43 protein-coding genes are annotated in these 24,674 nt (G+C 35.1%); 35 read left to right on the top strand and 8 right to left on the bottom strand.

Translation table 11 applies throughout. The features are described 5' to 3' along the window. Positions 1 to 10 precede the first annotated feature (10 nt). The 7 genes from C3L23_RS06210 to C3L23_RS06180 are packed head-to-tail and all read right to left on the bottom strand — an operon-like array spanning position 11 to position 4,781. Positions 11 to 1,099 (bottom strand): PIN domain-containing protein, encoded by a 1,089-nt coding sequence (locus C3L23_RS06210; protein WP_127680922.1) that lies wholly within the window; start codon positions 1,097 to 1,099, stop codon positions 11 to 13. A 23-nt stretch (positions 1,100 to 1,122) separates the two neighbouring features. After that, on the bottom strand, positions 1,123 to 1,404 hold the full coding sequence (locus C3L23_RS06205) for a hypothetical protein (RefSeq protein ID WP_127680920.1): 282 nt from the start codon (positions 1,402 to 1,404) through the stop codon (positions 1,123 to 1,125). Then, positions 1,405 to 2,082, bottom strand: a complete 678-nt coding sequence (locus C3L23_RS06200; RefSeq protein WP_127680918.1) for a hypothetical protein — start codon at positions 2,080 to 2,082, stop codon at positions 1,405 to 1,407. Beyond that, positions 2,057 to 2,731, bottom strand: coding sequence for a hypothetical protein (locus tag C3L23_RS06195; protein WP_127680916.1), 675 nt, complete (start codon positions 2,729 to 2,731; stop codon positions 2,057 to 2,059). The genes C3L23_RS06200 and C3L23_RS06195 overlap by 26 nt, the downstream gene beginning before the upstream one ends. Before the next feature lie 29 nt (positions 2,732 to 2,760). Further along, complete coding sequence (locus tag C3L23_RS06190; protein WP_127680914.1) at positions 2,761 to 3,132, bottom strand: hypothetical protein; 372 nt, start codon at positions 3,130 to 3,132, stop codon at positions 2,761 to 2,763. Then, positions 3,129 to 3,896 carry a BRCT domain-containing protein gene (locus tag C3L23_RS06185; protein WP_127680912.1) on the bottom strand — a complete coding sequence of 256 codons (768 nt, stop codon included), beginning with the start codon at positions 3,894 to 3,896 and terminating at the stop codon, positions 3,129 to 3,131. The genes C3L23_RS06190 and C3L23_RS06185 overlap by 4 nt, the downstream gene beginning before the upstream one ends. 18 nt (positions 3,897 to 3,914) lie before the next feature. Continuing rightward, positions 3,915 to 4,781: a LexA family transcriptional regulator gene (locus C3L23_RS06180; RefSeq protein ID WP_127680910.1), complete on the bottom strand. Its 867-nt coding sequence runs from the start codon at positions 4,779 to 4,781 to the stop codon at positions 3,915 to 3,917. Between the two features lie 281 nt (positions 4,782 to 5,062). Between C3L23_RS06180 and C3L23_RS09510 the strand changes: the two genes are divergently transcribed. The 24 genes from C3L23_RS09510 to C3L23_RS06080 all read left to right on the top strand — a co-directional run bounded on the left by C3L23_RS09510 (position 5,063) and on the right by C3L23_RS06080 (position 18,209). Then, positions 5,063 to 5,212, top strand: coding sequence for a hypothetical protein (locus C3L23_RS09510; RefSeq protein ID WP_168175720.1), 150 nt, complete (start codon positions 5,063 to 5,065; stop codon positions 5,210 to 5,212). Beyond that, complete coding sequence (locus C3L23_RS06175) at positions 5,181 to 5,543, top strand: hypothetical protein (RefSeq protein ID WP_127680908.1); 363 nt, start codon at positions 5,181 to 5,183, stop codon at positions 5,541 to 5,543. The genes C3L23_RS09510 and C3L23_RS06175 overlap by 32 nt, the downstream gene beginning before the upstream one ends. After that, positions 5,533 to 5,655, top strand: a complete 123-nt coding sequence (locus tag C3L23_RS09650) for a hypothetical protein (protein ID WP_256385435.1) — start codon at positions 5,533 to 5,535, stop codon at positions 5,653 to 5,655. The genes C3L23_RS06175 and C3L23_RS09650 overlap by 11 nt, the downstream gene beginning before the upstream one ends. A 38-nt stretch (positions 5,656 to 5,693) precedes the next feature. Then, positions 5,694 to 5,828, top strand: coding sequence for a hypothetical protein (locus C3L23_RS09645; protein ID WP_256385434.1), 135 nt, complete (start codon positions 5,694 to 5,696; stop codon positions 5,826 to 5,828). Next, positions 5,809 to 5,976, top strand: coding sequence for a hypothetical protein (locus C3L23_RS09505; protein WP_168175719.1), 168 nt, complete (start codon positions 5,809 to 5,811; stop codon positions 5,974 to 5,976). The genes C3L23_RS09645 and C3L23_RS09505 overlap by 20 nt, the downstream gene beginning before the upstream one ends. Next, the gene (locus C3L23_RS06170; protein ID WP_127680906.1) at positions 5,957 to 6,166 is read left to right on the top strand and encodes a hypothetical protein; all 210 of its coding nucleotides are present in this window, start codon (positions 5,957 to 5,959) and stop codon (positions 6,164 to 6,166) included. The genes C3L23_RS09505 and C3L23_RS06170 overlap by 20 nt, the downstream gene beginning before the upstream one ends. Then, complete coding sequence (locus tag C3L23_RS06165; RefSeq protein WP_127680904.1) at positions 6,154 to 6,441, top strand: helix-turn-helix domain-containing protein; 288 nt, start codon at positions 6,154 to 6,156, stop codon at positions 6,439 to 6,441. Before C3L23_RS06170 ends, C3L23_RS06165 begins: the two co-directional genes overlap by 13 nt. Next, complete coding sequence (locus C3L23_RS06160) at positions 6,431 to 7,753, top strand: DnaB-like helicase C-terminal domain-containing protein (protein WP_127680902.1); 1,323 nt, start codon at positions 6,431 to 6,433, stop codon at positions 7,751 to 7,753. Before C3L23_RS06165 ends, C3L23_RS06160 begins: the two co-directional genes overlap by 11 nt. A 9-nt stretch (positions 7,754 to 7,762) precedes the next feature. Further along, a complete protein-coding gene (locus C3L23_RS06155; RefSeq protein ID WP_127680900.1) occupies positions 7,763 to 8,572 on the top strand; it encodes a hypothetical protein in 810 nt (269 codons plus the stop codon). A gap of 2 nt (positions 8,573 to 8,574) precedes the next feature. After that, positions 8,575 to 9,102 carry a hypothetical protein gene (locus C3L23_RS06150; RefSeq protein ID WP_127680898.1) on the top strand — a complete coding sequence of 176 codons (528 nt, stop codon included), beginning with the start codon at positions 8,575 to 8,577 and terminating at the stop codon, positions 9,100 to 9,102. Positions 9,103 to 9,227: 125 nt separating this feature from the next. Then, positions 9,228 to 9,512, top strand: a complete 285-nt coding sequence (locus C3L23_RS06145) for a hypothetical protein (protein ID WP_127680896.1) — start codon at positions 9,228 to 9,230, stop codon at positions 9,510 to 9,512. Next, complete coding sequence (locus C3L23_RS06140) at positions 9,496 to 9,708, top strand: hypothetical protein (RefSeq protein WP_127680894.1); 213 nt, start codon at positions 9,496 to 9,498, stop codon at positions 9,706 to 9,708. The genes C3L23_RS06145 and C3L23_RS06140 overlap by 17 nt, the downstream gene beginning before the upstream one ends. Then, positions 9,705 to 10,190 carry a hypothetical protein gene (locus tag C3L23_RS06135; RefSeq protein WP_127680892.1) on the top strand — a complete coding sequence of 162 codons (486 nt, stop codon included), beginning with the start codon at positions 9,705 to 9,707 and terminating at the stop codon, positions 10,188 to 10,190. Before C3L23_RS06140 ends, C3L23_RS06135 begins: the two co-directional genes overlap by 4 nt. Positions 10,191 to 10,198: 8 nt before the next feature. Beyond that, a complete protein-coding gene (locus C3L23_RS06130) occupies positions 10,199 to 10,411 on the top strand; it encodes a hypothetical protein (RefSeq protein WP_127680890.1) in 213 nt (70 codons plus the stop codon). After that, positions 10,402 to 11,055: a hypothetical protein gene (locus C3L23_RS06125; protein WP_127680888.1), complete on the top strand. Its 654-nt coding sequence runs from the start codon at positions 10,402 to 10,404 to the stop codon at positions 11,053 to 11,055. The genes C3L23_RS06130 and C3L23_RS06125 overlap by 10 nt, the downstream gene beginning before the upstream one ends. Continuing rightward, positions 11,042 to 12,874 carry a phage terminase large subunit family protein gene (locus C3L23_RS06120; protein ID WP_127680886.1) on the top strand — a complete coding sequence of 611 codons (1,833 nt, stop codon included), beginning with the start codon at positions 11,042 to 11,044 and terminating at the stop codon, positions 12,872 to 12,874. Before C3L23_RS06125 ends, C3L23_RS06120 begins: the two co-directional genes overlap by 14 nt. Beyond that, positions 12,871 to 13,053 (top strand): hypothetical protein, encoded by a 183-nt coding sequence (locus C3L23_RS06115; RefSeq protein WP_127680877.1) that lies wholly within the window; start codon positions 12,871 to 12,873, stop codon positions 13,051 to 13,053. The genes C3L23_RS06120 and C3L23_RS06115 overlap by 4 nt, the downstream gene beginning before the upstream one ends. Before the next feature lie 66 nt (positions 13,054 to 13,119). Then, on the top strand, positions 13,120 to 13,353 hold the full coding sequence (locus C3L23_RS06110) for a DUF6148 family protein (RefSeq protein WP_127680875.1): 234 nt from the start codon (positions 13,120 to 13,122) through the stop codon (positions 13,351 to 13,353). Continuing rightward, complete coding sequence (locus C3L23_RS06105; protein WP_127680873.1) at positions 13,346 to 14,848, top strand: phage portal protein; 1,503 nt, start codon at positions 13,346 to 13,348, stop codon at positions 14,846 to 14,848. Before C3L23_RS06110 ends, C3L23_RS06105 begins: the two co-directional genes overlap by 8 nt. After that, complete coding sequence (locus C3L23_RS06100; protein ID WP_127680871.1) at positions 14,845 to 16,119, top strand: S49 family peptidase; 1,275 nt, start codon at positions 14,845 to 14,847, stop codon at positions 16,117 to 16,119. Before C3L23_RS06105 ends, C3L23_RS06100 begins: the two co-directional genes overlap by 4 nt. Then, the gene (locus C3L23_RS06095; RefSeq protein WP_127680869.1) at positions 16,119 to 16,451 is read left to right on the top strand and encodes a head decoration protein; all 333 of its coding nucleotides are present in this window, start codon (positions 16,119 to 16,121) and stop codon (positions 16,449 to 16,451) included. The genes C3L23_RS06100 and C3L23_RS06095 overlap by 1 nt, the downstream gene beginning before the upstream one ends. Positions 16,452 to 16,468: 17 nt before the next feature. Further along, positions 16,469 to 17,488, top strand: a complete 1,020-nt coding sequence (locus C3L23_RS06090) for a major capsid protein (protein ID WP_127680867.1) — start codon at positions 16,469 to 16,471, stop codon at positions 17,486 to 17,488. A 12-nt stretch (positions 17,489 to 17,500) separates the two neighbouring features. Next, positions 17,501 to 17,890 carry a hypothetical protein gene (locus tag C3L23_RS06085; RefSeq protein ID WP_127680865.1) on the top strand — a complete coding sequence of 130 codons (390 nt, stop codon included), beginning with the start codon at positions 17,501 to 17,503 and terminating at the stop codon, positions 17,888 to 17,890. Beyond that, positions 17,883 to 18,209 (top strand): hypothetical protein, encoded by a 327-nt coding sequence (locus tag C3L23_RS06080; protein ID WP_127680863.1) that lies wholly within the window; start codon positions 17,883 to 17,885, stop codon positions 18,207 to 18,209. Before C3L23_RS06085 ends, C3L23_RS06080 begins: the two co-directional genes overlap by 8 nt. On the opposite strand, the gene C3L23_RS06075 is transcribed toward C3L23_RS06080, so the two are convergent. Continuing rightward, positions 18,206 to 18,421, bottom strand: coding sequence for a hypothetical protein (locus C3L23_RS06075; RefSeq protein ID WP_127680861.1), 216 nt, complete (start codon positions 18,419 to 18,421; stop codon positions 18,206 to 18,208). The genes C3L23_RS06080 and C3L23_RS06075 overlap by 4 nt on opposite strands. Positions 18,422 to 18,528: 107 nt before the next feature. Between C3L23_RS06075 and C3L23_RS06070 the strand changes: the two genes are divergently transcribed. The 11 genes from C3L23_RS06070 to C3L23_RS06020 are packed head-to-tail and all read left to right on the top strand — an operon-like array spanning position 18,529 to position 24,673. After that, positions 18,529 to 18,927 (top strand): hypothetical protein, encoded by a 399-nt coding sequence (locus tag C3L23_RS06070; protein WP_127680859.1) that lies wholly within the window; start codon positions 18,529 to 18,531, stop codon positions 18,925 to 18,927. Beyond that, complete coding sequence (locus tag C3L23_RS06065) at positions 18,927 to 19,316, top strand: glycoside hydrolase family protein (protein ID WP_168175718.1); 390 nt, start codon at positions 18,927 to 18,929, stop codon at positions 19,314 to 19,316. Before C3L23_RS06070 ends, C3L23_RS06065 begins: the two co-directional genes overlap by 1 nt. After that, positions 19,316 to 19,708, top strand: a complete 393-nt coding sequence (locus C3L23_RS06060) for a hypothetical protein (protein ID WP_127680855.1) — start codon at positions 19,316 to 19,318, stop codon at positions 19,706 to 19,708. The genes C3L23_RS06065 and C3L23_RS06060 overlap by 1 nt, the downstream gene beginning before the upstream one ends. Next, positions 19,705 to 20,106, top strand: coding sequence for a hypothetical protein (locus C3L23_RS06055; protein ID WP_127680853.1), 402 nt, complete (start codon positions 19,705 to 19,707; stop codon positions 20,104 to 20,106). Before C3L23_RS06060 ends, C3L23_RS06055 begins: the two co-directional genes overlap by 4 nt. Continuing rightward, positions 20,099 to 20,719, top strand: coding sequence for a phage baseplate assembly protein V (locus C3L23_RS06050; RefSeq protein WP_127680851.1), 621 nt, complete (start codon positions 20,099 to 20,101; stop codon positions 20,717 to 20,719). The genes C3L23_RS06055 and C3L23_RS06050 overlap by 8 nt, the downstream gene beginning before the upstream one ends. Next, positions 20,719 to 21,015, top strand: a complete 297-nt coding sequence (locus C3L23_RS06045; protein WP_127680849.1) for a GPW/gp25 family protein — start codon at positions 20,719 to 20,721, stop codon at positions 21,013 to 21,015. The genes C3L23_RS06050 and C3L23_RS06045 overlap by 1 nt, the downstream gene beginning before the upstream one ends. After that, complete coding sequence (locus C3L23_RS06040; RefSeq protein ID WP_127680847.1) at positions 21,002 to 22,084, top strand: baseplate J/gp47 family protein; 1,083 nt, start codon at positions 21,002 to 21,004, stop codon at positions 22,082 to 22,084. Before C3L23_RS06045 ends, C3L23_RS06040 begins: the two co-directional genes overlap by 14 nt. Continuing rightward, on the top strand, positions 22,074 to 22,772 hold the full coding sequence (locus C3L23_RS06035; protein WP_127680845.1) for a phage tail protein: 699 nt from the start codon (positions 22,074 to 22,076) through the stop codon (positions 22,770 to 22,772). The genes C3L23_RS06040 and C3L23_RS06035 overlap by 11 nt, the downstream gene beginning before the upstream one ends. Further along, a complete protein-coding gene (locus C3L23_RS06030) occupies positions 22,765 to 23,745 on the top strand; it encodes a phage tail protein (protein ID WP_127680843.1) in 981 nt (326 codons plus the stop codon). Before C3L23_RS06035 ends, C3L23_RS06030 begins: the two co-directional genes overlap by 8 nt. Then, entirely contained in the window at positions 23,745 to 24,251 is a 507-nt protein-coding gene (locus C3L23_RS06025; protein WP_127680841.1) for a DUF4376 domain-containing protein, read from the top strand. Before C3L23_RS06030 ends, C3L23_RS06025 begins: the two co-directional genes overlap by 1 nt. Beyond that, positions 24,251 to 24,673: a hypothetical protein gene (locus C3L23_RS06020; RefSeq protein WP_127680839.1), complete on the top strand. Its 423-nt coding sequence runs from the start codon at positions 24,251 to 24,253 to the stop codon at positions 24,671 to 24,673. Before C3L23_RS06025 ends, C3L23_RS06020 begins: the two co-directional genes overlap by 1 nt. The last annotated feature ends 1 nt before the right edge of the window (position 24,674 follow it).

The following is a 24,674-nucleotide window of genomic DNA, read 5'->3' as shown; positions in this document are numbered from 1 at the left end:
GTTATCTCCTTTATTTATATATTTTCCATGTATCATCATCTAGATATTCTTGATCTATTATATCTTTAGGATGAATATTATAAATATCAAATTCTATTTCTGGGTCTTTTCCTTTGAAATATATTTCAAAATCCTTAGATGTTTTATCAATTATTTCAACTTCAAAATGCAATTCAACTTCTTTTGTTAGATAAAATTTAGTTTTTAATTTTCCAAATACATACCATGTATCATCTTCAGAGTCATGTGAAGCGTGTTCAAAGTCTGGATAAGGATATGTGCTAATGATAAATTCAATTTTTGCACGACATGTTATTGTAAATGCGTTTTTTTCTTTATCAACATTTGTCATATTTATATTTTTAATTATCACATTGTCTATTTCATATTCATCAACTTCAATATCATCATAGTATGGTCCATAACCATATATTATAAAATCTATTTTTTCCTTAATATAATCTTCTATTTTAACTTTAATTTTCTCTTTTTCATTTTGGAGAAACTCAAATATATATAATTCAATGTGAGAATATATTTTAGTTAATGCATCTGATATAAATTTGATGTGTTCTATATTATTTTCTAAGCAATATTGCCTTATTCCTTCGTCGTTTGAAATTACTATTATATTTTTATCTTCTTTATTTATATATTGTTTAAGAGATAACATTATTATTGCATCTGGGAATTCATATTTTTTGTTATTAACATTAAATGGAGCTTTTTGTTTAAAATAATATTCTAATAATTCGTTGATATTTATATTATTATCAATTACTTTTATTTTTTCAAAAATTTTATCAATTTGAGTTTTTAAATAATTTGTAATTTTATTTTCAAGTTCTTCCTTTGAATATTCAATATCCAAGATATTGCAAATATATGGAAGTAAATTATTTTTAATACTTTTTGCTACTTCATTAGCTTTTTTTAATATTCTATTTTTTACTTCTTGTTTTACAGTTTTATCGATATATATATTGATTTTATGATTTTCACATAGTTCAAAAAACTTAGCTATATTTGGTTTTTTCAAATCAAAATTAGCGCTTTCAAATACATTTGTATCAAGAAAAAAACCATCAAGTTTATACATTATTTTTTACCTCCCCCTTTAAATCAATCCATATCCGGATATTCATTTTTATAAAGCTCTCTCACACAGTTTCCGCAAACATTTTCTCCTATATTAGCTAAATAAGCAGCCATAAGTCGAGTAGCTTCGATATTGCCCCAAAAATTATTGTTTTCTAATACTCCTGGTATATCAGGATGATAAGGTATAAATTTAGATAAGTTTCCTTCATCAAAAGTTTTGTGTTTATATATTAGCAATCCTGGATGTTTTAAGATATGCACTGTTTCTGTTTCATTGTTTTTTGCAAATGCGTAAACTTCCATTTAATTTCCTTGATTTGTTTTTTCATATATCTCAATTGCAGTTTTTTCAGCTTCTTGATAATTATAAATACTTTCATCAAAAAGAATTCCAAGTTCAGTGTCAGGGTGATTATAGGTAAATGATGTTATAGATTGTTCTTCAGAGTTTTCTAAACCAAATTTTTTGTTTACAGATTCTTCTATTTCATTTATTTTATTTCTGACTTCATTTCTACCACCAATAACGATAGCTAGTCCTCTATGTAATATTTCATTTTCAATATCTTCGTAATTATCTGAACCATTAAATATTTTTACAGGTAATATATTTATGCAAAATATATTCCATATTCTTTGTCTTTCATTTTCTACAATTTCTTCTTTTTCTTGTTCGGAAAGTTCTAAAATACGTTTGTTTCCTACTATTGTGATATATTCATTTGAGCGATGATTTTTATATGTATCAAAAAATCCACTTTTTGGTAATCCTTCTTTATCTTTTAGTAACGCTCCGAATATGCATTTATTCAAAGGAGCTATTTTTCTTCCCGCAGCTTCAAATGTATTCCAAATATCTGCACGAGATGCATTTGTATCTTCGAATATTTCATATATTGCCGGATAAGGAATTGTTTTGCAATTTTTTGCTGCTTCAAGCAGAGTTTTGACTATATCATTTAATTTTTCTTTGATTATCATTTTGCGCCTTATTATTTATTTCAGTTTCTATAAAGTAAGTTGCTTTTTCAATTCCTTGAATTAAGTAAAGATAAAAGAAACCTAAAATTAAAAATGGAAGACTGGTAATAAATGTCGATAGTTTGAAGTTTAAAAAAACTGCATAAAAAAGTAGAAAAATTCCTATTACAAGTAAAACAAAACCTATGCACTTTAAAGCTTTATACATAAATTTTTCAAGTTTTTTTATATTAGACGATATATTAAGTTTATTATTATTGATTTCAATATTTATGTAAGGTAGAATTGATAATAAATAATTTGAACTATATGAAGGATATTTTTCTAAAAGCTTTTTAAGTTTTTCTTGCATTTTTGCAGATGTATTATATATTCCTGTAACTTGATAAAAAATATTTTCATTGATTTTTTTATTTATTATATATTTTATATTTTCGTCTAATTCATCTTCATTCAAATTTTCATCTTTTAATCGATGTAAAAATTTAATTTTGATAAATTTTATGTCGTATATTAGTTCTATTAATTTTTTGTAATTTAAAGCAATTGCAATAAATGCACCTAATAAAGCAATAACGTATGAAACAATATCTTTATATTCTTTTATATAATCTTTTATACAATCTAAAACATGTGTATTAATATCCATATTCTCTCCTTTTTATTTCTTAGAAATAATTAATACAAATGTGTATTGGATGAAATATATAATTTAATTTTATTGTTATCTTTCATTTCTCCAATTGTTTTGCAAACGTTTTCAGCATTATCTAGAACATAGCCCTGTTTGGAAAATTTATTTAAAACATAAACATCTTTAATATTTTTTAACATTCCAGGCGTAAAAAAACTATACATACAGATTCCATTTTGTATAATGGATTGAAAGATTTGGTTGGTTACTCTATTTTGTGAAGTAATGATTACTAAATGATTTTTTTGTATTTTGACTGTTGCTCCCCACGATTTTACACTATTAGAAATATCTTGGATTTGACTTGCAAAACTTAATACAGCTATAATAATCGAAGATAACATTACCTTTTTCATTTTGATTCCTTTTGGCTAAATTTTTCTATTTGTTTTTTAAAAAATAATGTATTTGCAAAAGGGCCAAAATTTTCTTTTATCTGTTGAATAGATTTTTGTGATTTTAAGTTTCTTGATAATGAGTTTTTTAAATAATTAATCAGTTTTTCTTTTAATGTGTCTTCAATTTTTTCTTTTTCATTTAATTTATTATATGCGTATTTAATAAGAGATAGATGGAATTCTATCTCAATTGCTTGTCCTTTTAATTTTGAAAATATAAAATCTGTGTAATTTTCTATTTCATCTTCTAAATTATGGATAATTATTTTTCCTGAGGGGTAATCCACAGTTTCATATCTATCTCTTTCTTTTAAATTTAGAAAGATTCCAAAAATTTCATCTTTATATTCATCAATATTTTTTTCATTTCCATTTTTTAAACTTTTCATTAAAACTTGTTCCGGAATGATTTTTAAAGGAATTTGTTTTTTCCACTCTAATGCTTTTTCTATTTTTGTTCCGTAATTTCCATATTTCCAATCTCTTGTAGTTACTTCTCCTACAACTAAATAGTCAGTCGATTTTGTAATATCTTTTTGGATTTTTCCACCATATTGCTTAATTAAATTTTCTATATCTTTTCGTTTACCGGATGTAAATGTTCCAGTTAAAACAAAGAAATTCCCTCCTACTTCTATTTCATTAATATCATCAAAAATATCATCTCTTGTAAATTTTATCTCATCTTTATTGATTTCATTTAAATCTTGATAATATTTCATCCTTCCCCCTTTTTTATTTTAAAACGGCCTTATCTTAGCTCTTACAATTCCAACAAACTGCAAGTCGTTTAGTTCTTCACCTTCTATTTTAATTGTTTCGTAAGCAGGGTTTTCGCTTATAAGTTTAACCCATTTTCCAAATGGATCTTTTTCAAGTTTTTTAACATAAACGTTTCCGTTGATATTTGCAATTACAATATCTCCATTATGAGGGTTATTGTTTCTTTCTATTACTATTATTTCCCCGTTGGAAATATACGGTTCCATGCTGTCGCCTACGACCGTAATAATATCTATACCGTATGCCGGGTTTTTGATATTGAAGATCTTTTCTACGATCCTCAAATCTGTTTCCAAAATAACCGGTTTAATAGAATGATTGATCGCACCTGCTCCTGCGGCGGCATATACGTCTTCGAAAAAGTTTATTTTTACAGTTTTGGGTTTAAATAACAGGTTTTCGAGGTTGATTTTTTCTTTTATTGCAATTTTTGTAAGAAGTCCGTATGGTTCTTCGCCGTTTTGCTTCCATTTTTCAATATCGTCTTTTGTGGTTTTATAATCATAGTTTTTTTCCAAATATTCTATCAGTTCGTTTTCGTCTTTTAAGTTAAGTTCTCTAAGCAGATTATCGAGTATTGCATTGCCGGAAGTTTGCAGTCCCCATCTTCCGGAATACATATTTCCTTCGCCTGTTAGGAGCCAATTTTTATTTATATCGTTCATTTGTGAAGTTAAAAGAATGTATTTATCAGGAATATTGTTTCTTTTTTTCCAATTATCAATATTTGAGATTGAGGTTCCGAGTTTTTCGGCTAATTCTTTATTTGTTTTTACTTTAAATGCTTGTTTCATTCTGTTAATAATAGCTTTAGTATCGTTCATTTTTTAACCTTTTTTTGAGAAAATAATAAAAAACATTCACAAATGACTTGACAAATAAGTTCAAATGAATGTATAATAACGACATACGACCTTTACAAATATATATCGGATTATAACAAAAAGTGTAAAGGTTGAGATTTTTGAAAGTCTGTTGTTAATACATTTAGTTTTAAGCGAGGGCAATAAATGTGGTTGTGTTTATCCTTTTTTTCATCCTTTCTCCTTGCCCTCACTTAAACCTAAATGAAAGGGGAAAAAGCATGGTCCAAGGAAGACAAAGAATGCTTACGGAAATTGATAGTGAAGTATTGAGAGAATTTAAAGCGGATGCAGTCAGAAGAGGTAAGACTCTCAGGGAAGAGGTAGAGAGACTGATGAAAGAATATTTAAGGAGAAGAAATGGAAGCAAGATTAGAGATAGCAGGGCTTGATGAGGCGATTAAACAAATAGCAATAAAAGCAGTCAGAGATGCGATAAAAGAGGTTATAGAACCTGTGCTTAAAGAATTTAAAGCGGAGATGGTTGCGACGAGTAAAGACGAGTTGATGAAAAAGCCTGTATGGACAAAAAAAGAGATAATGGCTTACACAAGTAAAAAATCAAGTTGGGTCAATCAATTGTCTAAAAAATATCCGGATTTTCCTAAGAAGCTAAATCCTGATGATAAGAATACAGCAATTTGGGACAGAGATGAGCTCTTAAAGTTTTTTGCAAGACATCCTGAAATACCAACGATTGAAGGGAGAAAAAATGCAAAATAAAACAATCTTAAAAATGAAAAGTCCGGTAACTTTAAAATATTACATAAGGCTGCAAGATGAAAAAATCAGACAAATGCGAGAAGAAATCGAAAAACTTAAAAGAGTGGGCTGACGGATGGGAATATCCGAGCAATATGTATAGGAGAGAAAATGATTTACGCAATAACGGTAGGAATTGCACTGATACTGCCTTATGCTGTTCTGAAAACAATGGAAATATATCAGGTTCAAAAAAATAAGAAAAAAATTTGGAAGGCGGATGATTATGAGTTCGAAATTATTTGATGTGTATCTTGACAAAATTGAGGAAATTATAAGACGTGAACTTAATCCCTATATTTATGATTATCCGGAAAAAAGGGAAGATGTGTTGAGGCGTGTAAAAGTTACACTTGCACCGAAGAGGAGGAAAAATGAAAAAAGAAACTCTTGAAAAATACGAAATGTTTAAAGAAAAACTTGAAAGAATGCAGCAGTGTCCGCAAGACCCGGCGGTAAGCGTTGTGATTGAGGGTGTGGTTGTTTTGGATAGGGAAATATTAAAAGATGTGTATCACCTTGTAATAAACAAAATTCAGGATCAGTTGAAACAAATTCAAAAGGATATGCAATGGGACAGTTAAGATTTCCAAGAAAAAACTCTCAGGCAAGAACGGTTCTTGACGCACTTCTTAATAAAGAGCATTTAACAGCATGGGACGGGATTGAGAGATGGGCTATGCTAAGACTTCCTAATCACATAAGCGTGTTGGAGAAAAAATTCGGAATCAAAATAGAAAGAAAAACACACGTAAAAAAAGCTGCGAACGGAAAACTGATTCACTGGAACGAATACTGGATGAACGATGAAGAGATAAAACGTGTAAAAAACTTGATGGAGAGCAGAAATGTATCATAACGTTGATATAGAAAGAGGAATTTTAAGCGCAGTAATATATGACGGAAGCAAAATAGATCTTTTAAAAGGCGTATTGTATCCGGAAGCGTTTTATATGCCGTTTCACCAGTATGTGTTTAAAGCGATGGTTGAACTTGATGCTCGTGATATGCCTATTGACGAAGTGTTTTTAAAAGATGAACTTGTGAAAATGAATAAATTTGATGAAGAGATGTTTTTTGAATTGTTGGCTACTGCACCGATAGAAACGATAGAAGAGTATGCAGAAGCTCTGCTTTCCCTCTCACAAAAAAGAGAACTTCTGCACCTCTCGAATCAAATCAAAACGATTCTAAACGATGATTCGGAGGATATTATATCAAAAATCTCAAAAGATTTGGAAGAGATTACTTCAAAGACTGCAAAAAGTAATGAAAAAAGCATTAACTTTTATATACAAAAAATGGAAGAGCAGATACAAAAAGCAAAAGAGTTCGGAGGGATTGTAGGTTATAAAAGTGGTATTCATACGCTTGATACATTGATAGGTGCGTTTGCACCGGGTGATTTGGTAATTATAGCCGCAAGACCGAGCATGGGTAAAACGAGCTTTGCTACTACGCTAATCGAGCATAATCTGAAACTCGGACACGGTGTATTGTTTGACAGTTTGGAAATGCCGGGAGAGAAGATTATGCAAAGGCTTATAGCCTCATACAGCGGTAATACCCTTAACGATATAAAAAGAGGGGCTTTAAGCAATTACAGTGCCTACAAAGAGGCCGTCGAGTTTTATAGAAACTCTGAGCTTGTTTTGCATGACGAAAGCTATTTGACTATTCATAAATTAAAAGCAAAAGCGTTTAAAGTTATCCGTGAAAAGAAAAATATTAAGTTTTGGATAATAGATCATCTGAGATATATCAAAAAACCTGGACAGAATATCGCAAACGAAATAAGCGAAATTACAAAAGAATTCAAAAAGATTGCAAAAGAGTACGGGATTGTAGTAGTGCTGCTTTCCCAGTTAAACAGGGAAAACGAAAAGTCTGCAAACAAAAAACCTACACTTGCAGGGATAAGAGAGAGCGGAGCGGTGGAAGAGGATGCGGATATTGTTATCGGCCTGCACCGTGAGAGCTACTACAAAAGAAACGAAACACAAATTGAACCTCCGGTAAACGAAGCAGAGCTTATAGTTCTAAAAAACAGAGACGGCCAGACAGGCGTTGCTAAATGCTTTTTTAACGGACCTCTTGCAAGGTTTCAAAATTACGGGGAAATTCATATTAAAGAAGATAAAGCTATGCCCGTTGATATACCGGTTATATAAGGAGAGGAATTGAATTATAGAATGAATTATAGAATATATCCAATAGATTATGTGGAAGAATTAAAGCAAAAAGGGGTAAAAGGAAGACGTAAAGCCATGGCTTTTATGTCTTATTCTCATGATATGCAGATGGATGAAGTAAATTCAATAAGGTTTTATGCTGAGCTATGGGAAATACCAAAAAGCACCGCAATGGATTGGATAAAAGAGTTTAGAGATGAGATAGAACGCTTTTATGCTTTTTGGCCCTTAAAAAACGAAACTCACTATAAATCTGTCCGAAAAAAAATCGGACACTCACCGGACAAAATCCGTCCAGCAGATATACCATTAAATCGGGATTATGAGCAAATGTCTCGGACTGATGACGGACTTGTTTCGGACAAAGAATTTAATATATACGATGATGATAGAGATGCCGTAAAAATTTCAAACAAAGACAGAGCTAAATTTAACAACTTATATTTCATTTACAGGATGAATACTAAATATGCAGGTAAAAAAGAAGAGGCTCTAAAAGAGTATTTAAAAATAAAAGATGAAGTGTCTTACGATAAATTAATAAGAGCGGCCGTCTTATATTTAAGAGATCCAAATATCTCTAAAAAATACAACCTCACAAATTTTCTGAAAAACGAAATATATCTATCCTACATACCTAAAAGAATGAGGTTAAAAATAAACGGCGAATGGATTGAGGGAGAATATAAAGACGACGAACAGATGTTTGTAGGGGATAACGGCTTTAAAGGCGTATTGGTTCCGCAAAGACTCGCAGAGCTGTTTGCAAATAAAGAGCTTGAATTTATAAAGGAGTGAGTGTGGATCTAAAAGTAGAAGTCAAAGGTTTGGATAAATTCAAAGATTTTTTAAATACAGACACCTGGTATAAAACACAAAAAAGAACCACTACAAGAGCGGGTTCAAGATTCAGGAAGACGGTTGTAAAAGATGTGAGAAAAACTTACAACATAAAAGCAAAAGAGCTTAAAAAATATATGAGAAGTAATTTGATAAAGATAGACGGTTCTTATGCATGGAAGATGAATGTTAAGAGTAGGAGGCTTTCATTATCACACTTCAATCCTAAACAGACAAAAAAAGGCGTAAGCGTTTTGATTAGAAAAGACGAAGGAAGAAAAGTTTTATCTCGCACGTTTATAGCAAAAAACAATCAAGTATTTCAGCGTGTCGGAAAAGAAAGATTGCCGCTTGAAATCAAGAGAACAATATCAGTTCCGCAAATGTTTAACGACCAGATAGTCAAAGCGGCTTTAAAAGATATAGAGGAATTCTATCCAAAAGAGTTCGAACATAATCTCAGTTATTACTTGGGGAAAATAAAGTAATGGGTCCTTCCAGAAATTTATCTAATGCGGTGGTCGCCAACCGCAAAAAACGCGTAGTTTTGGGTATTTCAGCTTGGTTGACAAATAATAAAGTGTAATCGTTTACACTACAAAAAGGATAAGTTATGAACTATTCAGAAAACAGAATCAGGAAGATTAGAAAAGAAGCATTGAAAAATGAAAAGATTGTTACCGACGCGATAAAGAAATACGGTAAAGATATTGAAGGCTACAAAGTTATAAGTTATTCGGAGCTTGGGAAAATAACCGGACTGCATCCAGGTGTGGTGAGAGATGTTTGTAAAAGGCTTGAAAAAAGAGACGAACTTGAAATAAAAGAGAGTTTCGCATTATTTGGAACGTTAATGTTAAAAGGGTTTAAAATTAAAGGGGATGAAAATGATAATTAAATTTTTAAACAAGATCGGACTTTATACTGCAAAGCAAATCAGAACCGAGAAACTTTATGTGAAAGCGATTGATGCGAGGCTTAGGGTATATATGCACAAATGCAGAAGCCTTGAAGAAGAGAATGAAAGTCTGAAAAATGAGATTGGTGATTTGAAATTGAAAATCGCAAAAAGCGTTAAGAGGAAAAGAAGATGAGCTTGCTTGATTACATTTACGGACAGGACAAAATTAATGAGCTAAGCAAATATTTAACAAGAAAAGTAAGATTTAAAATTATCCCGGACAAATACAAAATAAAAAAAACCGAGAGAGGATACGAAGTTAAGTTTTTAGGGAACGGAAGCAATACACAGTTTGTAAAACTTGCAATTAAGTATCGAAAAGATAAAAATGCTTTTAAAAAAGTGTTACAGGAAGCGGAAAAAATACATCCTCTTGCAAAAGATAAAATATGCAAAATGATAGATGATGGTAAAGATTTACTATTTATTGCAAAAAAGTTTAATGTGAGGCTTACATATTATCGTTACATTGAAGCAGAAACAAAAGAAGAATCTTTTAAAGCAATAGAACTTGTAAAAGAAATAAAAGAAAATCTGCATAACATTGATATAAAAGTTTTGAGGAAAATTATGGAATTTGAAGAAGTTAAAGAAATTGAAAGAGGAATGTTTTAGGAGGAGAAATGATAACTTTATACAAAACACCAGAAAGAATGAAAGAGTTAATCAAGACAATACCACGTCCGGTGTTTAACGCTTTAAGCAACGCGGAAGGGGATTATGTTGTTTTGAAAAATTACAAAGGTGCGGTTGAGTATGTTTTTAAAGGCAATTGGAGTGAATGTATCAATTTGCTTATGGATTTGAAAGAAATACAGGAGGGGAAATGCTTGTAAGCCAGAGAAAATTCGCTCAAATTGTAAACAGATCACATACGTATATAAACAAACTCGTTAAAAGGGGTGTAATTCCTACGTATGACGGCGGAAAAATAAAAGTCGATGAAGCAAAAAAGATACTTGAAGAGTATAAAGACCCTTCCCGTGACGCGCAGAGGGAAGCAAACGAGAGGAGAAGGCAGGAAAAAGATATATTCGCTTATGAGGGAGAGTATCCAAGTATTGAAGATTTAAGTGAAGAAGAAAAAAATCAGTATTTCAGAAAACTGGAAGAGGAAAAACAAAAAGCAAAAGAGGTGCTTGAAGAAGTTAAAAGAAGCGGTGTAAAAATTGACGGAAGTTTTGAAGAACTGCTTGGGACGATGAATCTCAACCAGGCGAAGACAGTCAGCGAAATATTAACCGCAAAACTTAAAGAGATTCAATACAAAAAAGAAACGGGCGAGTTAATAGAAAAAAAAGAAGTCGAGAAAGAAGCGTTTGAACTCGGACGAAGAGTCAGGGATGCGGTTTTAAGCGTTTCGGACAGGGTTGCTTCCATTGTTGCTTCGATGAGCGATTCAAATGCGATCAAAGAGCTGTTAAACAATGAATTGAGACACGCACTTGAAATCTTAAAGGCTGAAAATGGGGATTTATAAGGAAGCGTTTTTGAAAGGTCTTGAACCTGATCCACTTTTAACCATAAGCGAATGGGCCGACAGATATAGATTTTTACCGAAAGAGTCGAGTGCCGAGCCAGGAAAATGGAGGACAGATAGATTTCCGTTTTTAAAAGAGATAATGGACGCACTCTCACCGCAAGACCCGACTCACGAAGTCAAGCTGATAAAAGGAACGCAGATAGGCGGTACAGAAGTCGGAAACAACTTTTTGATGGCTTATATGGATTTGTATCCGTCGCCTATGCTTTTGATGCTGCCGACTGAGGCGCTTTTGAAAAAACACAGACAAATGAAACTGATACCTTCGATAAGAGCCGTTAAAAGACTCGCTAAAAAGATAAAACCCGGAAAAACGAAAAACGACCTGGGCGATAATTCGATGATGGAGTTTCCGGGAGGCAGTCTTGTGTATGCTTATTCGAATTCAACGGCGAATTTCAGAAGTTTAAGCTGCCGGGTGGTTTGTCTTGATGATGTGGACGGGTTTCCGGAAGATGTAAACGATGAGGGAAGTCCGATTTCTCTTGCAAAAAACAGGGCGGACAGTTTCCCGAACAGAAAAATATATATAAATTCCACACCTACAATAAAAGGTGCGAGTAACATAGAAAAAGAATATGAAGACAGCGACCAGAGGGAATATTTTATGCCGTGTCCTCACTGCGGGGAATATATAAAGTTTGAAACTGAAAATTTCGTATATGAATGGGACGAGGAAAAATATGAGCTTACAAGCGATGTGAAATACGCATGTCCTAAATGCGGGAGTCTAATAGACGAGTTTTACAAAAACGAAATGCTTAACAAAGGTAAATGGATTCCTCAAAATCCAGGACATCCGTATAAAGGATACAGACTGCCGAGTTTTTACTCACCGCTCGGGTTTTTAAGTTGGGAAAAAATATTCAGGGAATATTTAAAAGCCAAAAGGGCGCTTGAAAAAGACAGAAACGACAAACTGATGAAAACCTGGATTAATACAAGAGAAGCACTTCCGTATGAGGAAATATTTGAAAGCGTGGATGTGGATATTCAGAAACTTATTGAAAGAAAAGAGGAGTATCCAGCGGAAGTTCCGGGAGAAGTCAGAGTATTGACCGCAGGTATAGACACCCAGGACGACAGATTTGAGGTTGAAGTTGTCGGATGGGGTGACGGAATGGAGAGCTGGAGCATTGATTATGTGATTATAAACGGTGATCCGAAACTTCCTGAAACAAGAAAAGCTCTTGATTTGTATCTGCAAAAGGTTTTCGAACACGAAAGCGGCAACAAAATGAAAATATACGCCGCCGCTCTTGATACCGGAGGACACAGAACGCAGGCGGTATATGACTTTTGTAAAAAAAGATATTTAAGAAAAATATTTGCAATAAAAGGAGCGAGAGATGTAAACGCACCGATAGCCACCGGAAGATTTTCCCTTAAAAACAAAGGTAAAGTTCCATTGTTTAGCATAGGGGTCAATACTGCAAAAGATGAAATTTATTCGGCTTTGATGATAGAAGAGCCGGGACCTTTTTATATGCACTGGCCGAATAAGGATATTTACGATGAAAAATATTTTAAGCAGTTTACGGCTGAGAAAAAAGTTAAAGGCAGATGGGTTAACAAAAGCGGTAAAAGAAACGAAGCGCTGGATGTCAGAGTTTATGCAAGAGCAGCTTTGGAGATTGCGGGAATAGACCCGAGCGAACTGGCCAAACAGGACAGGTTTATGTTTTACAAAACTTCAAACAACAAAATCAATACGCAAAAAAAACGTTCAAGAGTTTTAAGTAAAGGATTAAAATGAGAAGAAAAGAAAAAGAACCCACAACACAGATAAGACCTTCTGTGAGTGTTGAAGTGGCGACAATACTCGACATACTTGCAAAAAAGAATAATAAATACATAGGACAGGTGCTTGAAGAGCTTTTAAACGAAAGTCCTACCTTTAAAAACGCCAGACAAAAGATCTACGAAGCTGTTTAATATCACCATTTTTACTCCCTTACTTTTTTTATTTCTTTTTTTATACTTGCAGTAAAAAGGATACATTTGGCCGCTTGGACGCTTGACGAAGCAAAACAGTATTTAAAAGAAGCGCTTGATGCGAGAAGTAGAATATTAAGAGCGCAGGAATACGGTATTGGCGATAAAAAAACAAAAAGAGCCGAGTTAGAACAGATTAACGCCGACATTGCTTTTTGGAGAAAAGAAGTAGAAAGGCTTGAAAAAATTGCAAGCGGCAAAAAAGGACTTAATATCGGATACGGAGTGAAAATTGGTTAAACCTTCTTTATTTGACAAAGCTATTGCCTTTTTTTCACCGGAGAAGGCTGTTAAGAGGCTAAAAGCAAAAGCCACACTTGAATATTTCAGCAATACTTCTTACGAGGGAGCTTCTACAACTAAAAAATCACTTAAATTTTGGGGAGGAAGTCTTAAAAGTGCAGACAAGGACGATTTGCCTTCACTTCCAAGACTTCGTGCGAGAAGCAGGGATTTATACAGAAACGATCCGCTTGTTATAGGGGCGATTGATACAAATTTAAACAGTGTTATCGGCGCCGGTCTTAAAGTTCAGAGCAACGTGGATGCTGAATACCTTGGGCTTAGCGAAGAAGAGGCAGTCGAATGGGAAGTAAAAGCGGAAAGGGAATTCGCATTTTGGGCAGAAAGTGTAAATGCTGATGCAAGCAGAAAGAAGAATTTTTATGAAATACAGACAGTCGCACTCGCTTCAACGCTTTTAAGCGGTGATGTTTTTGCAGTTTTGCCTGGGATAAAAAGAGATTTTTGGCCGTATGAAACCTGTATCAGTTTAATAGAAGCCGACAGGGTTTGCAATGAAAACGATGCGCTTGATTCGGAAGAACTTGCAGGAGGAATCAGGGTTGATAAGTGGGGAGCGCCTGTTGAATATCATATTTTGAAATCACATCCTGGCGGTTACGGAATGGATAGGGAATGGGTGAAAATTCCGGCATGGGGAGAAAGCGGGAGAAGAAACGTTTTACATCTATTCAGACAAGTAAGACCAGGGCAGAGAAGAGGCGTTCCGTATCTTGCACCGGTAATCAAGCATCTTAAACTGCTTGGGGATTATACGGAAGCGGAACTTGTTGCGGCTGTTATAGGCGGTATGTTTACGGTATTTTTAAGAAACGAAAACCCTGATGCCGAGCCGTTTGAAGACGAAGAATTAAAACTCGCACCGGGAGCAATTGTAGGGCTTGGTCCGAATGAAGATATATCTATCGCAGATCCAAAAAGACCAAACAGCGCTTATGACGCATTTGTAAGGGGGATTATTGAGCAGATAGGTGTAGGGCTTAATCTTCCTTATGAGATTTTAATCAAGCATTTCACATCTTCTTATACTGCGGCAAGAGCTTCGTTTTTGGAAGCATGGAGAGCTTTTAAGGCGAGACGTGCATGGTTTGTCGCAGGATTTTGTCAGCCTATTTACGAAGCGGTAATTACCGAGGCGGTTATAAAAGGCAGACTTAACGCGCCTGGATTTTTAGAAGATCCGTTTATAAGAGCCGCATATCTTAAAACAAGCTGGGTCGGACCGGCCGCAGGACAGATAAACGAAAAAGTTGAAACGGAAGCGGCGACAAGAAGAGTCGAGGAAGGTTTCTCTACAAGAGCGAGAGAAGCGGCGGAAATCAACGGAAGTGATTTTGAAATGAACGTAAAAAAAGCAAAAAGGGAGAATATGCTTATGCAGGACAGCGGCCTTTTTGTAATTAATCCAAAAAGAAAAGGGGTAGAAATATGATACCGGTTCATGTATTGGCGAATATGGCAAGCAGACCATGGCTTATGGAGCCTAACTGGTTCAGGGTGGCTTTAAACATTGTAAGCAGGGATTCTCCAAATGCAGGGCTTAACGGCGAGTTTGCACAAAAGATTGAGAAAAGGGCTTTAAGTCTGGGCGATGGCAAGGCAAAAGATTTAAAGTTTGTGGAAAAAAGAGGAAATATCGGTATTTTGAACATCAGGGGGCCTATTGTCAGATATGCCGGGATGATGGAATTAAGCGCTGATATAAGAAGTCTTGAAACTTACGCCCAAGAATTTAAAGCTCTTGAAGAAGATCCGAGTGTAGAAACTATTGTTTTAAACATAGATTCACCGGGCGGAGAAGCGAGCGGAATTGCCGAGTTTGCAACATATATAAGAAATTCGCCTAAAAAGGTTGTGGCTTTTGTAGATGAACTTGCCGCAAGCGCAGGGTATTGGATAGCAAGCGCCGCAAGCGAAATATATGCGACTTCAACGGCGTTTGTAGGAAGTATAGGGGTTGTGTTTACGGTTGTTGACGATAAGGAAAAACTTAAAAAAGAGGGTATTAAAAAAGTTGAAATCGTAAGCGTTCAAAGTCCTAAAAAAAGACCGGACGTTACGAGTGAAGAGGGGCAGGCTCAGATTCAGGTCTGGGCGAACGACCTGGCGGATAAATTCATCAAGGCTGTTGCAAGATACAGAGGTGTAAGTGAGGATTTTGTATTAAACAATTTCGGTCAGGGTGATTTACTGATTGCCGAAAAAGCAAAAGATGTCGGGATGATAAACGGTATAAGCACATTTGAGGGGTTAATAAAAAAATTTACTAAAAAAGGAGTGACAATGCCACAAGCAAATGCAAATGTAAACGCTGATCAGGATGTAACTATTACGGCAGAGAGCGTGAAAGAAAAATATCCTGAGGCTTACGAACAGATTTTCAAAGCCGGAGCGGAAGCGGAAAGAAAAAGAATTGAAGAGATTGAGAATTTAGGACAGTTTACCGGATATGAAGAACTGGTTAAAGAAATGAAGTTTGACGGGAAAAGCACAGCCGAAATGGTGGAGCTTGCAGTGTTCAGAGCAGAAAGGGAAAAAAAACAGAAAATCGGTGAAGATTACAGCAAAGACGGAGCAAAAGCGGCTGCACTTTTAGCGGAAGCAGGAGTCGGAGTTGCTGAAGCCCAGACACAAGTTAAAGAACCTAAAAAAGATTCACCACTGCTTAAAGCGGCGGCAAAATTAAAAATAGGAGGTAAGTAATGGTTGGTGACGTAGTAATTACGGACAGTGTGGTTTTAGAAGCGGGACAGAATTTAACTGCTGGAAGTGTTCTTGGAAGAGTTACGGAAACGGGGAAATATAAATTAAGCGCTCTTAAAGATGCGGACGGCAATGCGATTGATGACGGTTCACAGGTTCCAAGTGCGGTTTTACTTGTTGATGTGGATGCGACAGATGCTGATAAAAACGCACCTGTTTTGGTATTGGGTGAAGTTGACGAGGGTGAATTGAATTATGATGCAAGCTGGGATGTTGCGTCTTTGAAATTCGAACTTAGAAAAATGTCAATTTTTGTAAAACAATCAATTTAAACTTTTAAGGAGAGGAAATGAGTGATATTGTAAATCTATTTGAAACAAGGGAATTAATAGCGGCAGCAAATCAGATACCTGCGGCTACTACATTTTTACAGGATACGTTTTTCGGTAAAGAAGAAACGAGTGAGAGCGAAGTTGTAGATGTTGTTGTAAAAAAAGGTAAAAGGAAATTAGCACCTTTTGTTAGCCCTAAAATTGCAGGTAAAATTGTCAAAGGTGCAGAAAAAAGAGTAAGCAGTTATAAGCCTGCATACATTAAAGAGAAATGGGCTACGGAAGCGACAGATATTATCGCAAATTCAAATACAGTTTTTTACGCTGACGCACAAAGCGCTGTGGACAGAGCGGCTGAAAAACTTGCTGATGAAATTGCGGAACATAAAGAAAACATTGCAAGAAGAATTGAATGGATGGCCGCACAGGTTCTTACAACCGGAAAAATAAACGTAATCGGTGACGGTGTAAATGATGTGATTGATTTTAATTTTGATGGCGATCAGATTCTTGCTTTAAGCGATAATACCTGGGATACTGACGGTGTAGATCCTATTAAAATGATGAGAGAATGGAGAAGAGAAAGAGGTCAGGCGAGCGGTATTGCACCTAATGTAGCGGTGATGGGATTTGATGCAATGAATGCTTTCCTTGATAGAATCGGGGATAAACTTGATTTAAGAAGAATCGACAGAGGTCAGATTAATCCGGAAGCGCTTCCTGGTGATGTAACATACTGGGGCTATATTCCTGAACTTGCAACGGATATTTATTCTTATGAAGGAACTTATGTAGATGAAAACGGGGATACTCAATATTTCGTAGATCCAAAAGGTGTGATTTACGGAAGCAATAAGACAAGTTCAAAAAGAATTTACGGTGCAATAAGAGATATTAAGGCTCTGTATGCGACTAAAATATTTACAAAAAGCTGGGAAGTGGAAGATCCGAGTGCGAGATTTGTTTTGATGCAGTCTGCTCCGCTTGTTGTTCCTGTGGAAGTTGATGCGTTTATGTTTGCAAAAGTATTAGCGTAATAAGGAGCTGAAATGAAAAATATAAAATTAAAAGCAAAAATCAGAATTTCAACTTCAAAAGGGAGCTTTTCTCCCGGAGAAATGTTTGAAATCGAAGAAAAATACGCAAAAAGACTGATTGAAGCTGGTTATGCCGAAATTGCAGCTGAAAAAGATGTAACGACAGTTGTAAACAGTGGTGAGGGAAATGGTAATAAAACAGTGAATCCTGAAAAAGAGTTGCATAAATTGAATAAAGACGAGCTTAAAGAACTTTCGGAAGTTATAGGTTTTGATGCGGGTGATTTGAAAAAAGACGACCTAATTGAAAAAATTATTGAAGAGATTAAATCAAACGAAGCGTTTGAAGAACTTCTTGAAATGAAAGCTGACGAAATTAAGGCTTATCTGAACAATGAATAGTTTTATGCAGGACTTGCAGCAGGATATTGACGATGTTTTTTTAAACGAAGAAGAGTTTGCTGTTTCGGCCACTCTTCTTTGCGATTCCATTTCTAAATCTACAAAAATTATTTTCAACCTTGACCCTGAGTTGATATTTAACAATGAATTTTCCACAAAAGCACTTTTTGTCTATGTTAAAAAAGACGACTTAATCTGCGACAAACCCAAAATATCATGCGAATATGGAGAGTTTTCTACATTATACAAAGAAGATGACGGAAGCGGGATTGTTAAAGTTTACGTAAGCAGAGATGATGTTAAGAAAGTTGAAATTTAGTTTTTCAAGTATTTTTTCATACACTCCTCAAATTTTTCTCTTGGATGAGGAGCCGGAATTTCTTTACAGCATTTTTCTATTGCTTTTTTTACTTTTTGTTTAGCATTATGTTCAAATTTATGGATCTCATATTCTTTTTCATATTTTTCAGTGCAAGCCACAAAAGTTTTGTCTTTTTCTTTTTCTTTTGGATTGTCCCAAGGTGCAGCCATTTTTTTCATCCTTTCCCCACTTCCATCAAATAATTATATCACCATTTTTACTCCCTTACTTTTCTTTCGTATTTTCTTATACTTTTTAAAACTTTTAAGGAATGGAATTGAGAAGAGAGGAAGTTATCCAGAATATTGTTAGTGCTGTTAAAGATATTGCATCTACATATGAATGGAGAGTAACGCCTCCTGAAATAAGTGAGCTTCCTCTTATTATAGTCCGTGATACCGAAGATAACATTGATAGTGAAAAAAGAAGTTACAGCAGTGAACACGAATTAAAAATTGAAATCGAATACATTGAAGCCGGTAAAGAACTTACTGTAAGTGATTTGAGAGAAAAGTTGAATGAAATACTACAAAAAATCGGTGAAAATGAAGCACAGATAAGTGATTATCTGGCTCTTGAAAGCGTTGAAATCGACCTTGAACAGAAAGAGTTTATCATTGGACGTGGGATGATAGAACTTAAAGCAACTTATCTTACTGAAAAATGGGGGATTTAATGGTAACAGAGCTTATTAAAAAGCATGAGGGATTTGAGGGAATGCCGTATAACGATTCACTTGGCTTTCCTACAATTGGATACGGGACTAAACTTCCTATAACTGAAGAAGAAGCAGAAATTCTTTTGGAATACAGGCTAAAAAGAATGATAAGAGAGCTTATACAAAAAGAGTCTTTCTTTGAAAAACTTCCGGAAGACGCTCAAAAAGTTATAGCGGATATGACTTACCAGCTTGGTGTCGGCGGTGTCTTGAAATTCAAAAAGATGTGGACGGCATTGAAAAAAGGGGATTACAAAAAAGCGGCTGACGAAATGCTTGACAGCAGATGGGCTAAACAAACGCCTAACCGTGCGAAAGAATTAGCAGAAATTATGAGGAGTTTATAATGTTTGGATTTTTAAAAAACATTTTTGGCGGAAGTGACATAATCAAAAAAGGTGCAGATCTGCTTGATGAGGCATTTTACACAGATGAAGAAAAAGCAAAAGACAAAGAAAAACTTATACAAATGAAAGCCGAGCAGAAAATTAAACTTCTTGAAGCATATCACCCTTTCAAAGTTACGCAAAGAATTTTAGCCGTTTCTTTTACTTTCACGTTTCTTTTTATCGTAATTAACGGAATTTTAGGCGCGTTATATGGCTGGGTTGATATGAACAGAGTTAAAGAAGCTCTTGATTTCGCAAACAGTGTAAATTTAGGCTGGATTGTAATGACAATAGTTGCTTTTTATTTTGGAGGAGGATTTGTAGAGAGTATCGGGAGGGTTAAGAAGTGAATATTGACAGAGACGCTTTATATATAGGGACGTTTATAGCTTCTCTTGCAGGAGCATGGGTGTTGGTGAAATATAAGGTTGAGGAATTAATGAAGTCGCAACAAGCGATGTTTAGCAAGCTTGATTCTATAAACGAAAAAGTTGTTTTAACCGAGCAGGAAGTAAACGGAATGAAAAGGGAAGTAAAAGAGCTTTCCGCATATAAACAGAAAATAACAATCCTTGAACAGACTACCGCACACCATATCGATTTGATAAGCGCGGAAGAAAAGTTCGTAACTAGAAAAGAGTTTGAGCTGGTAGTTAAAAACCTTGATAAAGATATTAAGGAATTAAAGAGCGGACAATATGAAATTTTAAAGTTCCTGAAAAAAACACTCGGGAGCCAAAATGAATAAAGAACTCGAAAGAAAACTAAACAATATCGTCCAGGTTGGAACGGTAACAGAGGTAAAAAGTGCTGACGGCTTGGCGCTTGCAAGAGTGAACGTTTTAGGCCGTGTCACAGACTTTTTACCTGTGTTTATGTGGGCGAATGATTTTGTGAAGGTGTGGCTGCCTATCCGTGTAGGACAGCAAGTAGTAGTATTAAGTCCTTTTGGTAACGCAAATAGTGGGATAATACTTCCGAGTGTGTATAACAAAACCTGCAAAGAGCCGAGTGGGGCAAATGATACAGACGTAATTGTCGAAATCGGAAGCGTTCGAATCGACTGTGACGGAAATACTGTAAACGTAACGGCACCGGTAAACGTTAATGTAAATTGTGCGACTGCAACCGTAACGGCAACAAATACTGTAATTACAAGCACAACTACAAATAACGGCAACGTAACTATAAACGGCAATTTAACACTAAACGGAAACTTGGCTATGAACGGAAGTGGCGGTGCAGGTTTGGCGACTATTAACGGCAATTTGGAAGTAAGCGGCGTAATTTACGACAGCAAAGGTGACTTAACAAATCATACGCACAGCACGACTGACGGTGCGACCGCGGAGGCAAGATAATGGATATAGAAATTATCGGCACTGCAACGTTTGACGGATACATAATAGACGTAGCCGAAGAAATAAGAAGAGTTTTAAAAACAAGAAAAGGCTCTATTCCTATGAATCCGGAATATGGAAGTGAGCTTTATAAGCTAAGAGACAGAACAATGAACGATGAAACAAGACTAAAAATAATCTCTTTTACATTTGACGCTATTGATAAATGGGTAGATAGAGTTAAATGTAAGAGAGTTGATGTGTTGCCTTTAAATGATAAAGAATATAAATTAAGGATAGAAATTGACCCTGCCTAATGTAGTGCAAGAGCTAAGCTATGATGATATTTTAAACGAAAACCTTGCTATTGTTAAAGAGCTTTTGCCTGATTATAAACCGGCAGAGGGCGATAACGTAATGCTTGTTTTAAGAGCTTTTAGTTATAGAGAACTTAATTTAAGAGCATTGTTTAACACCCTCGCAAAAGCATTTTTCTTATCTACTGCGGCGGGGTCTGATTTAGACAATTTAGCGGAAACTCTTTACGGATTATACAGACTTCCTGGTGCGAAACCTTATGCGGATATGGAATTTAGCTTAACTGCCGCTTTGTCTTACGATATGTTAATCCCTGCAGGATTTGAGCTTGTAGATGAAACGGGGATACATTTTGCAAAACTTTTAAACGACGTAACTATAAAAGCGGGTGAGTTAAAAGCAACCGGAGTGATAGAACTGCAGGAATATACCGCAAGCAGCAGTATTAAAACTGAAATTCAGGTAAGCCCTTTACCATATTTGCAAGTTAAGCAGTTGAGTGATTTTGCAAACGGAAGCAATCCTGAAAGCGATGAGGATTTTAAAGAAAGAATAAGGTTGTCTTTTGCGAATAAAAGCACAGCCGGAAGCGCAATGACTTACAAAGCATTTACGTTTCAGGCGGATGAAAGAGTAGAAGATGTGAAAGTCTTATCTCCAAGCGCTGGGGTTGTAGATGTGGTTTATTACAGCAGTGCTGCAGATGATCTGATGCAGGAAAGAATTGAAAACACTCTAAACGCAGATGATGTAAGACCTTTGACTGATTTAGTAAATGTAAAAAAAGCAAATGAAGTTACTTTTGATGTAGAAGGTGAAATAGTAATAAAAAGCGGTGTTGATGCAAGCGCTGTATATACCGAAGCTATTGAAAACTTAAAGGGTGAATTGGCAAACAGAAATATAGGCGAAGACGTGAGCCTTGCAAAAGTTATAAAAAGTTTAATAATAGACGGCGTAATAGACGTAAATCTTACAAGCCCTACGGCAAATATCGAAATAGACGACTATTCGATAGCAATTTTAAACAATGTAAATCTGACTTACAAGGTTTCAGATGAGCTGTAAAACTATTTTGCCTACAAATTTAGATGAAGTAATAAACGCACTTGATCTGCTCGGATGTGAGAGATTAACGGATATAAAAGAGCAGATTAAGAAGATTGAAGACTTTAACAACCCTTTAAAAATAGATGAAGAGTTTTTACCTTTAATGGTAGATGAATACGAAGCGGGGGCTTTTAGAGACTTTGAAAGCAATTTAAGAGAGCTTGTAAGATTTGCACAGCAAAACTACCCTAAACTCGGAACGGTTGAAGCGGTTAAGAAAGTTTTTGAAGCCGTGGGAATAGAAGCTAATTTGGAAGAGTGGTTTAGTTACGGCGGTGAGCCTTATCATTTTAAGGTTAAAGCTAATTCCATAGCAGACGAGCAGACCTGGATAAAACTTAAAAACCTTATAGCTTTTACGAAAAACGTAAGAAGCGTGCTTGACAGCATAGGAATAGACACGCAGATAAACTCTACTATTTACAGGGCAACCGCATTTAAAACGGGTCAAAAAGCGAATATCTACTTAAAAATAAATCCTGAGATAAAGGATACAAGCTTAAATAGCGGTTTGGCAAGAAGATATGCTTTAAGAGTAAGCGTAGGAGTAAATACGCCTGAACTGCATATAGTAAATACAACAAAATATTTCGGAGGAGGTGTGAGATTGGCGAATAAACAAATTATAGGAGTAGCAAATGGCTGATTTTAACGGAACTATATTAACGGACAAAGGACGTAACCTTTTAGCAAAAGCACTTACCGGAACCGAGCTTAAATTTACAAAAGTGAGTTTAGGCGACGGTGTTTGGGATGATAGCGTAAGTCCCGAAAGCTTAACGGATTTGGTTTCTAAAAAAATGGATTTGGCGATAAACGCTCTTGACGTTACGGGTGACGGAACGGCAAGGCTTAGGTTTGTGCTTACAAACACTGGGCTTGAAGAAGGTTTCTTTACTAGAGAAATCGGTATTTATGCAGACGACCCGGACGATGGAGAAATTCTTTATGCGGTAACATATTCTCAAAATCCTGATTTCATTCCTTCTGACGGGGTTGTGAAAATTGAAAACGTTACGGATATTTATACTGTAGTAAGCAACGCACAAAACGTGGAAGCGGTTATAAGCGATACGGTTGTTATTGCGACGAAAGATGATGTAGATACATTAAAAACTGATTTGGAAAGCGGAAACATTACGGTTTCTACGGCAAACAATGCAAATAATTTAGGAGGCGAAGCACCTCAAGCTTACGCAAAAGCGGATTTAAGCACTACTGAAGATAGTATTGTTGCGACAAAAGTGCAAAACGTAACCGGAATACTTGTTAAGTTAGCAACAGATGAAGTTGTTAAACAAGATGATAGTTGGATTAAGAATCAAGCTACAGCTTGGGTAGTGTTTGATGGAACAGATGGAACTGTTAAAGATAGTTATAATATAGATAGTGTTGTAAAAAATGATACTGGTAGATATACTATTAATTTTGAAAATGAGATGAGTAATACTAATTATACTTTTAGTGGAAATGGTTTAAACACTGGAAATACAGATGGTTATAGTATAGCATATACGTCAAAAGCAACAGACTCATGTGATATAGTTACAGCATCAGGAGACGGTTCATCTGCTCAAGATTGGTCAGGTGTAACAGTAATTTTTTTTGGAGGAAAATAATGGAACTCAAATATTTCTATAAAATAGAAGACGGAAAATTAATAAGAGGAACAGGTTTTAAAGTTCCTGAAGGGTTTATTGAATATGATAAAGATAACCCGCCGTCAGAGTTTTTAGAACTTTACAATGAAGAATTGTTTAATAAAACAAAAGATGAAAAAATTAAAGAAATAAACAATATTGCGCAAGAAAAAATTGTATCAGGTTTTATTTCATCTGCGCTTGGAAGTGAGCATTTATATCAATCTGAACCAACCGACCAAATAAATTTATTAGGGGTTGTGCAAGACGCAAATTTAACAGGTGATAATCAGTTTTTTAAATGTTCACCTGATAATGGACAGACTTGGGAATATAAAGAGCATACGCCTGAACAAATAACTCAGGTTTTAAAAGACGGAAAGACGATAAAAAGCGCTATTTTAGAGAAAGCAAACGAGTTAAAACTGCAAGTTAACAATGCAACTACAATAGATGAAATTAATGCAGTAACATGGGATGAATAATGAAATTAGCATTTTACAAAGCAAAAGGTAAGTTTATAGACAAACTTATCCGTCTTTGGACTAAGGGACCTTATTCGCACGTGGAAATAATCGATGAAGACGGATATATGTATAGTTCATCTACGAGAGATAACGGGGTAAGAAAAAAAGCACACGGATTTAATCCTGACAAGTGGGATTACGTGGAGGTGGAAATAAATCCGGGGCTATTGAAAAACTTTTTTGAGGAAACGAAAGGAGAGCATTATGACTTAGCGGGTATTTTAGGGTTTGTGATACCGGTAAAGGATAGAACTAATAGGTGGTTTTGTTCGGAGTGGTGTTCTAATGTTTTAAAGATAAGCGGACACAAGGTAATGTGGAAGCAGGAGCCGAGCAAAATAAGTCCTAACAGACTTTATAAATTACTTAAAAACTTTTAAG

Origin of the sequence: Nautilia sp. PV-1 (genome assembly GCF_004006315.1) — a bacterium.
GTDB classification, from domain to species: Bacteria; Campylobacterota; Campylobacteria; order Campylobacterales; family Nautiliaceae; genus Nautilia; species Nautilia profundicola_A.
The sequence above is the reverse complement of the archived record's forward strand: the minus strand, read 5'-3'. Positions and strand labels throughout refer to the sequence as shown.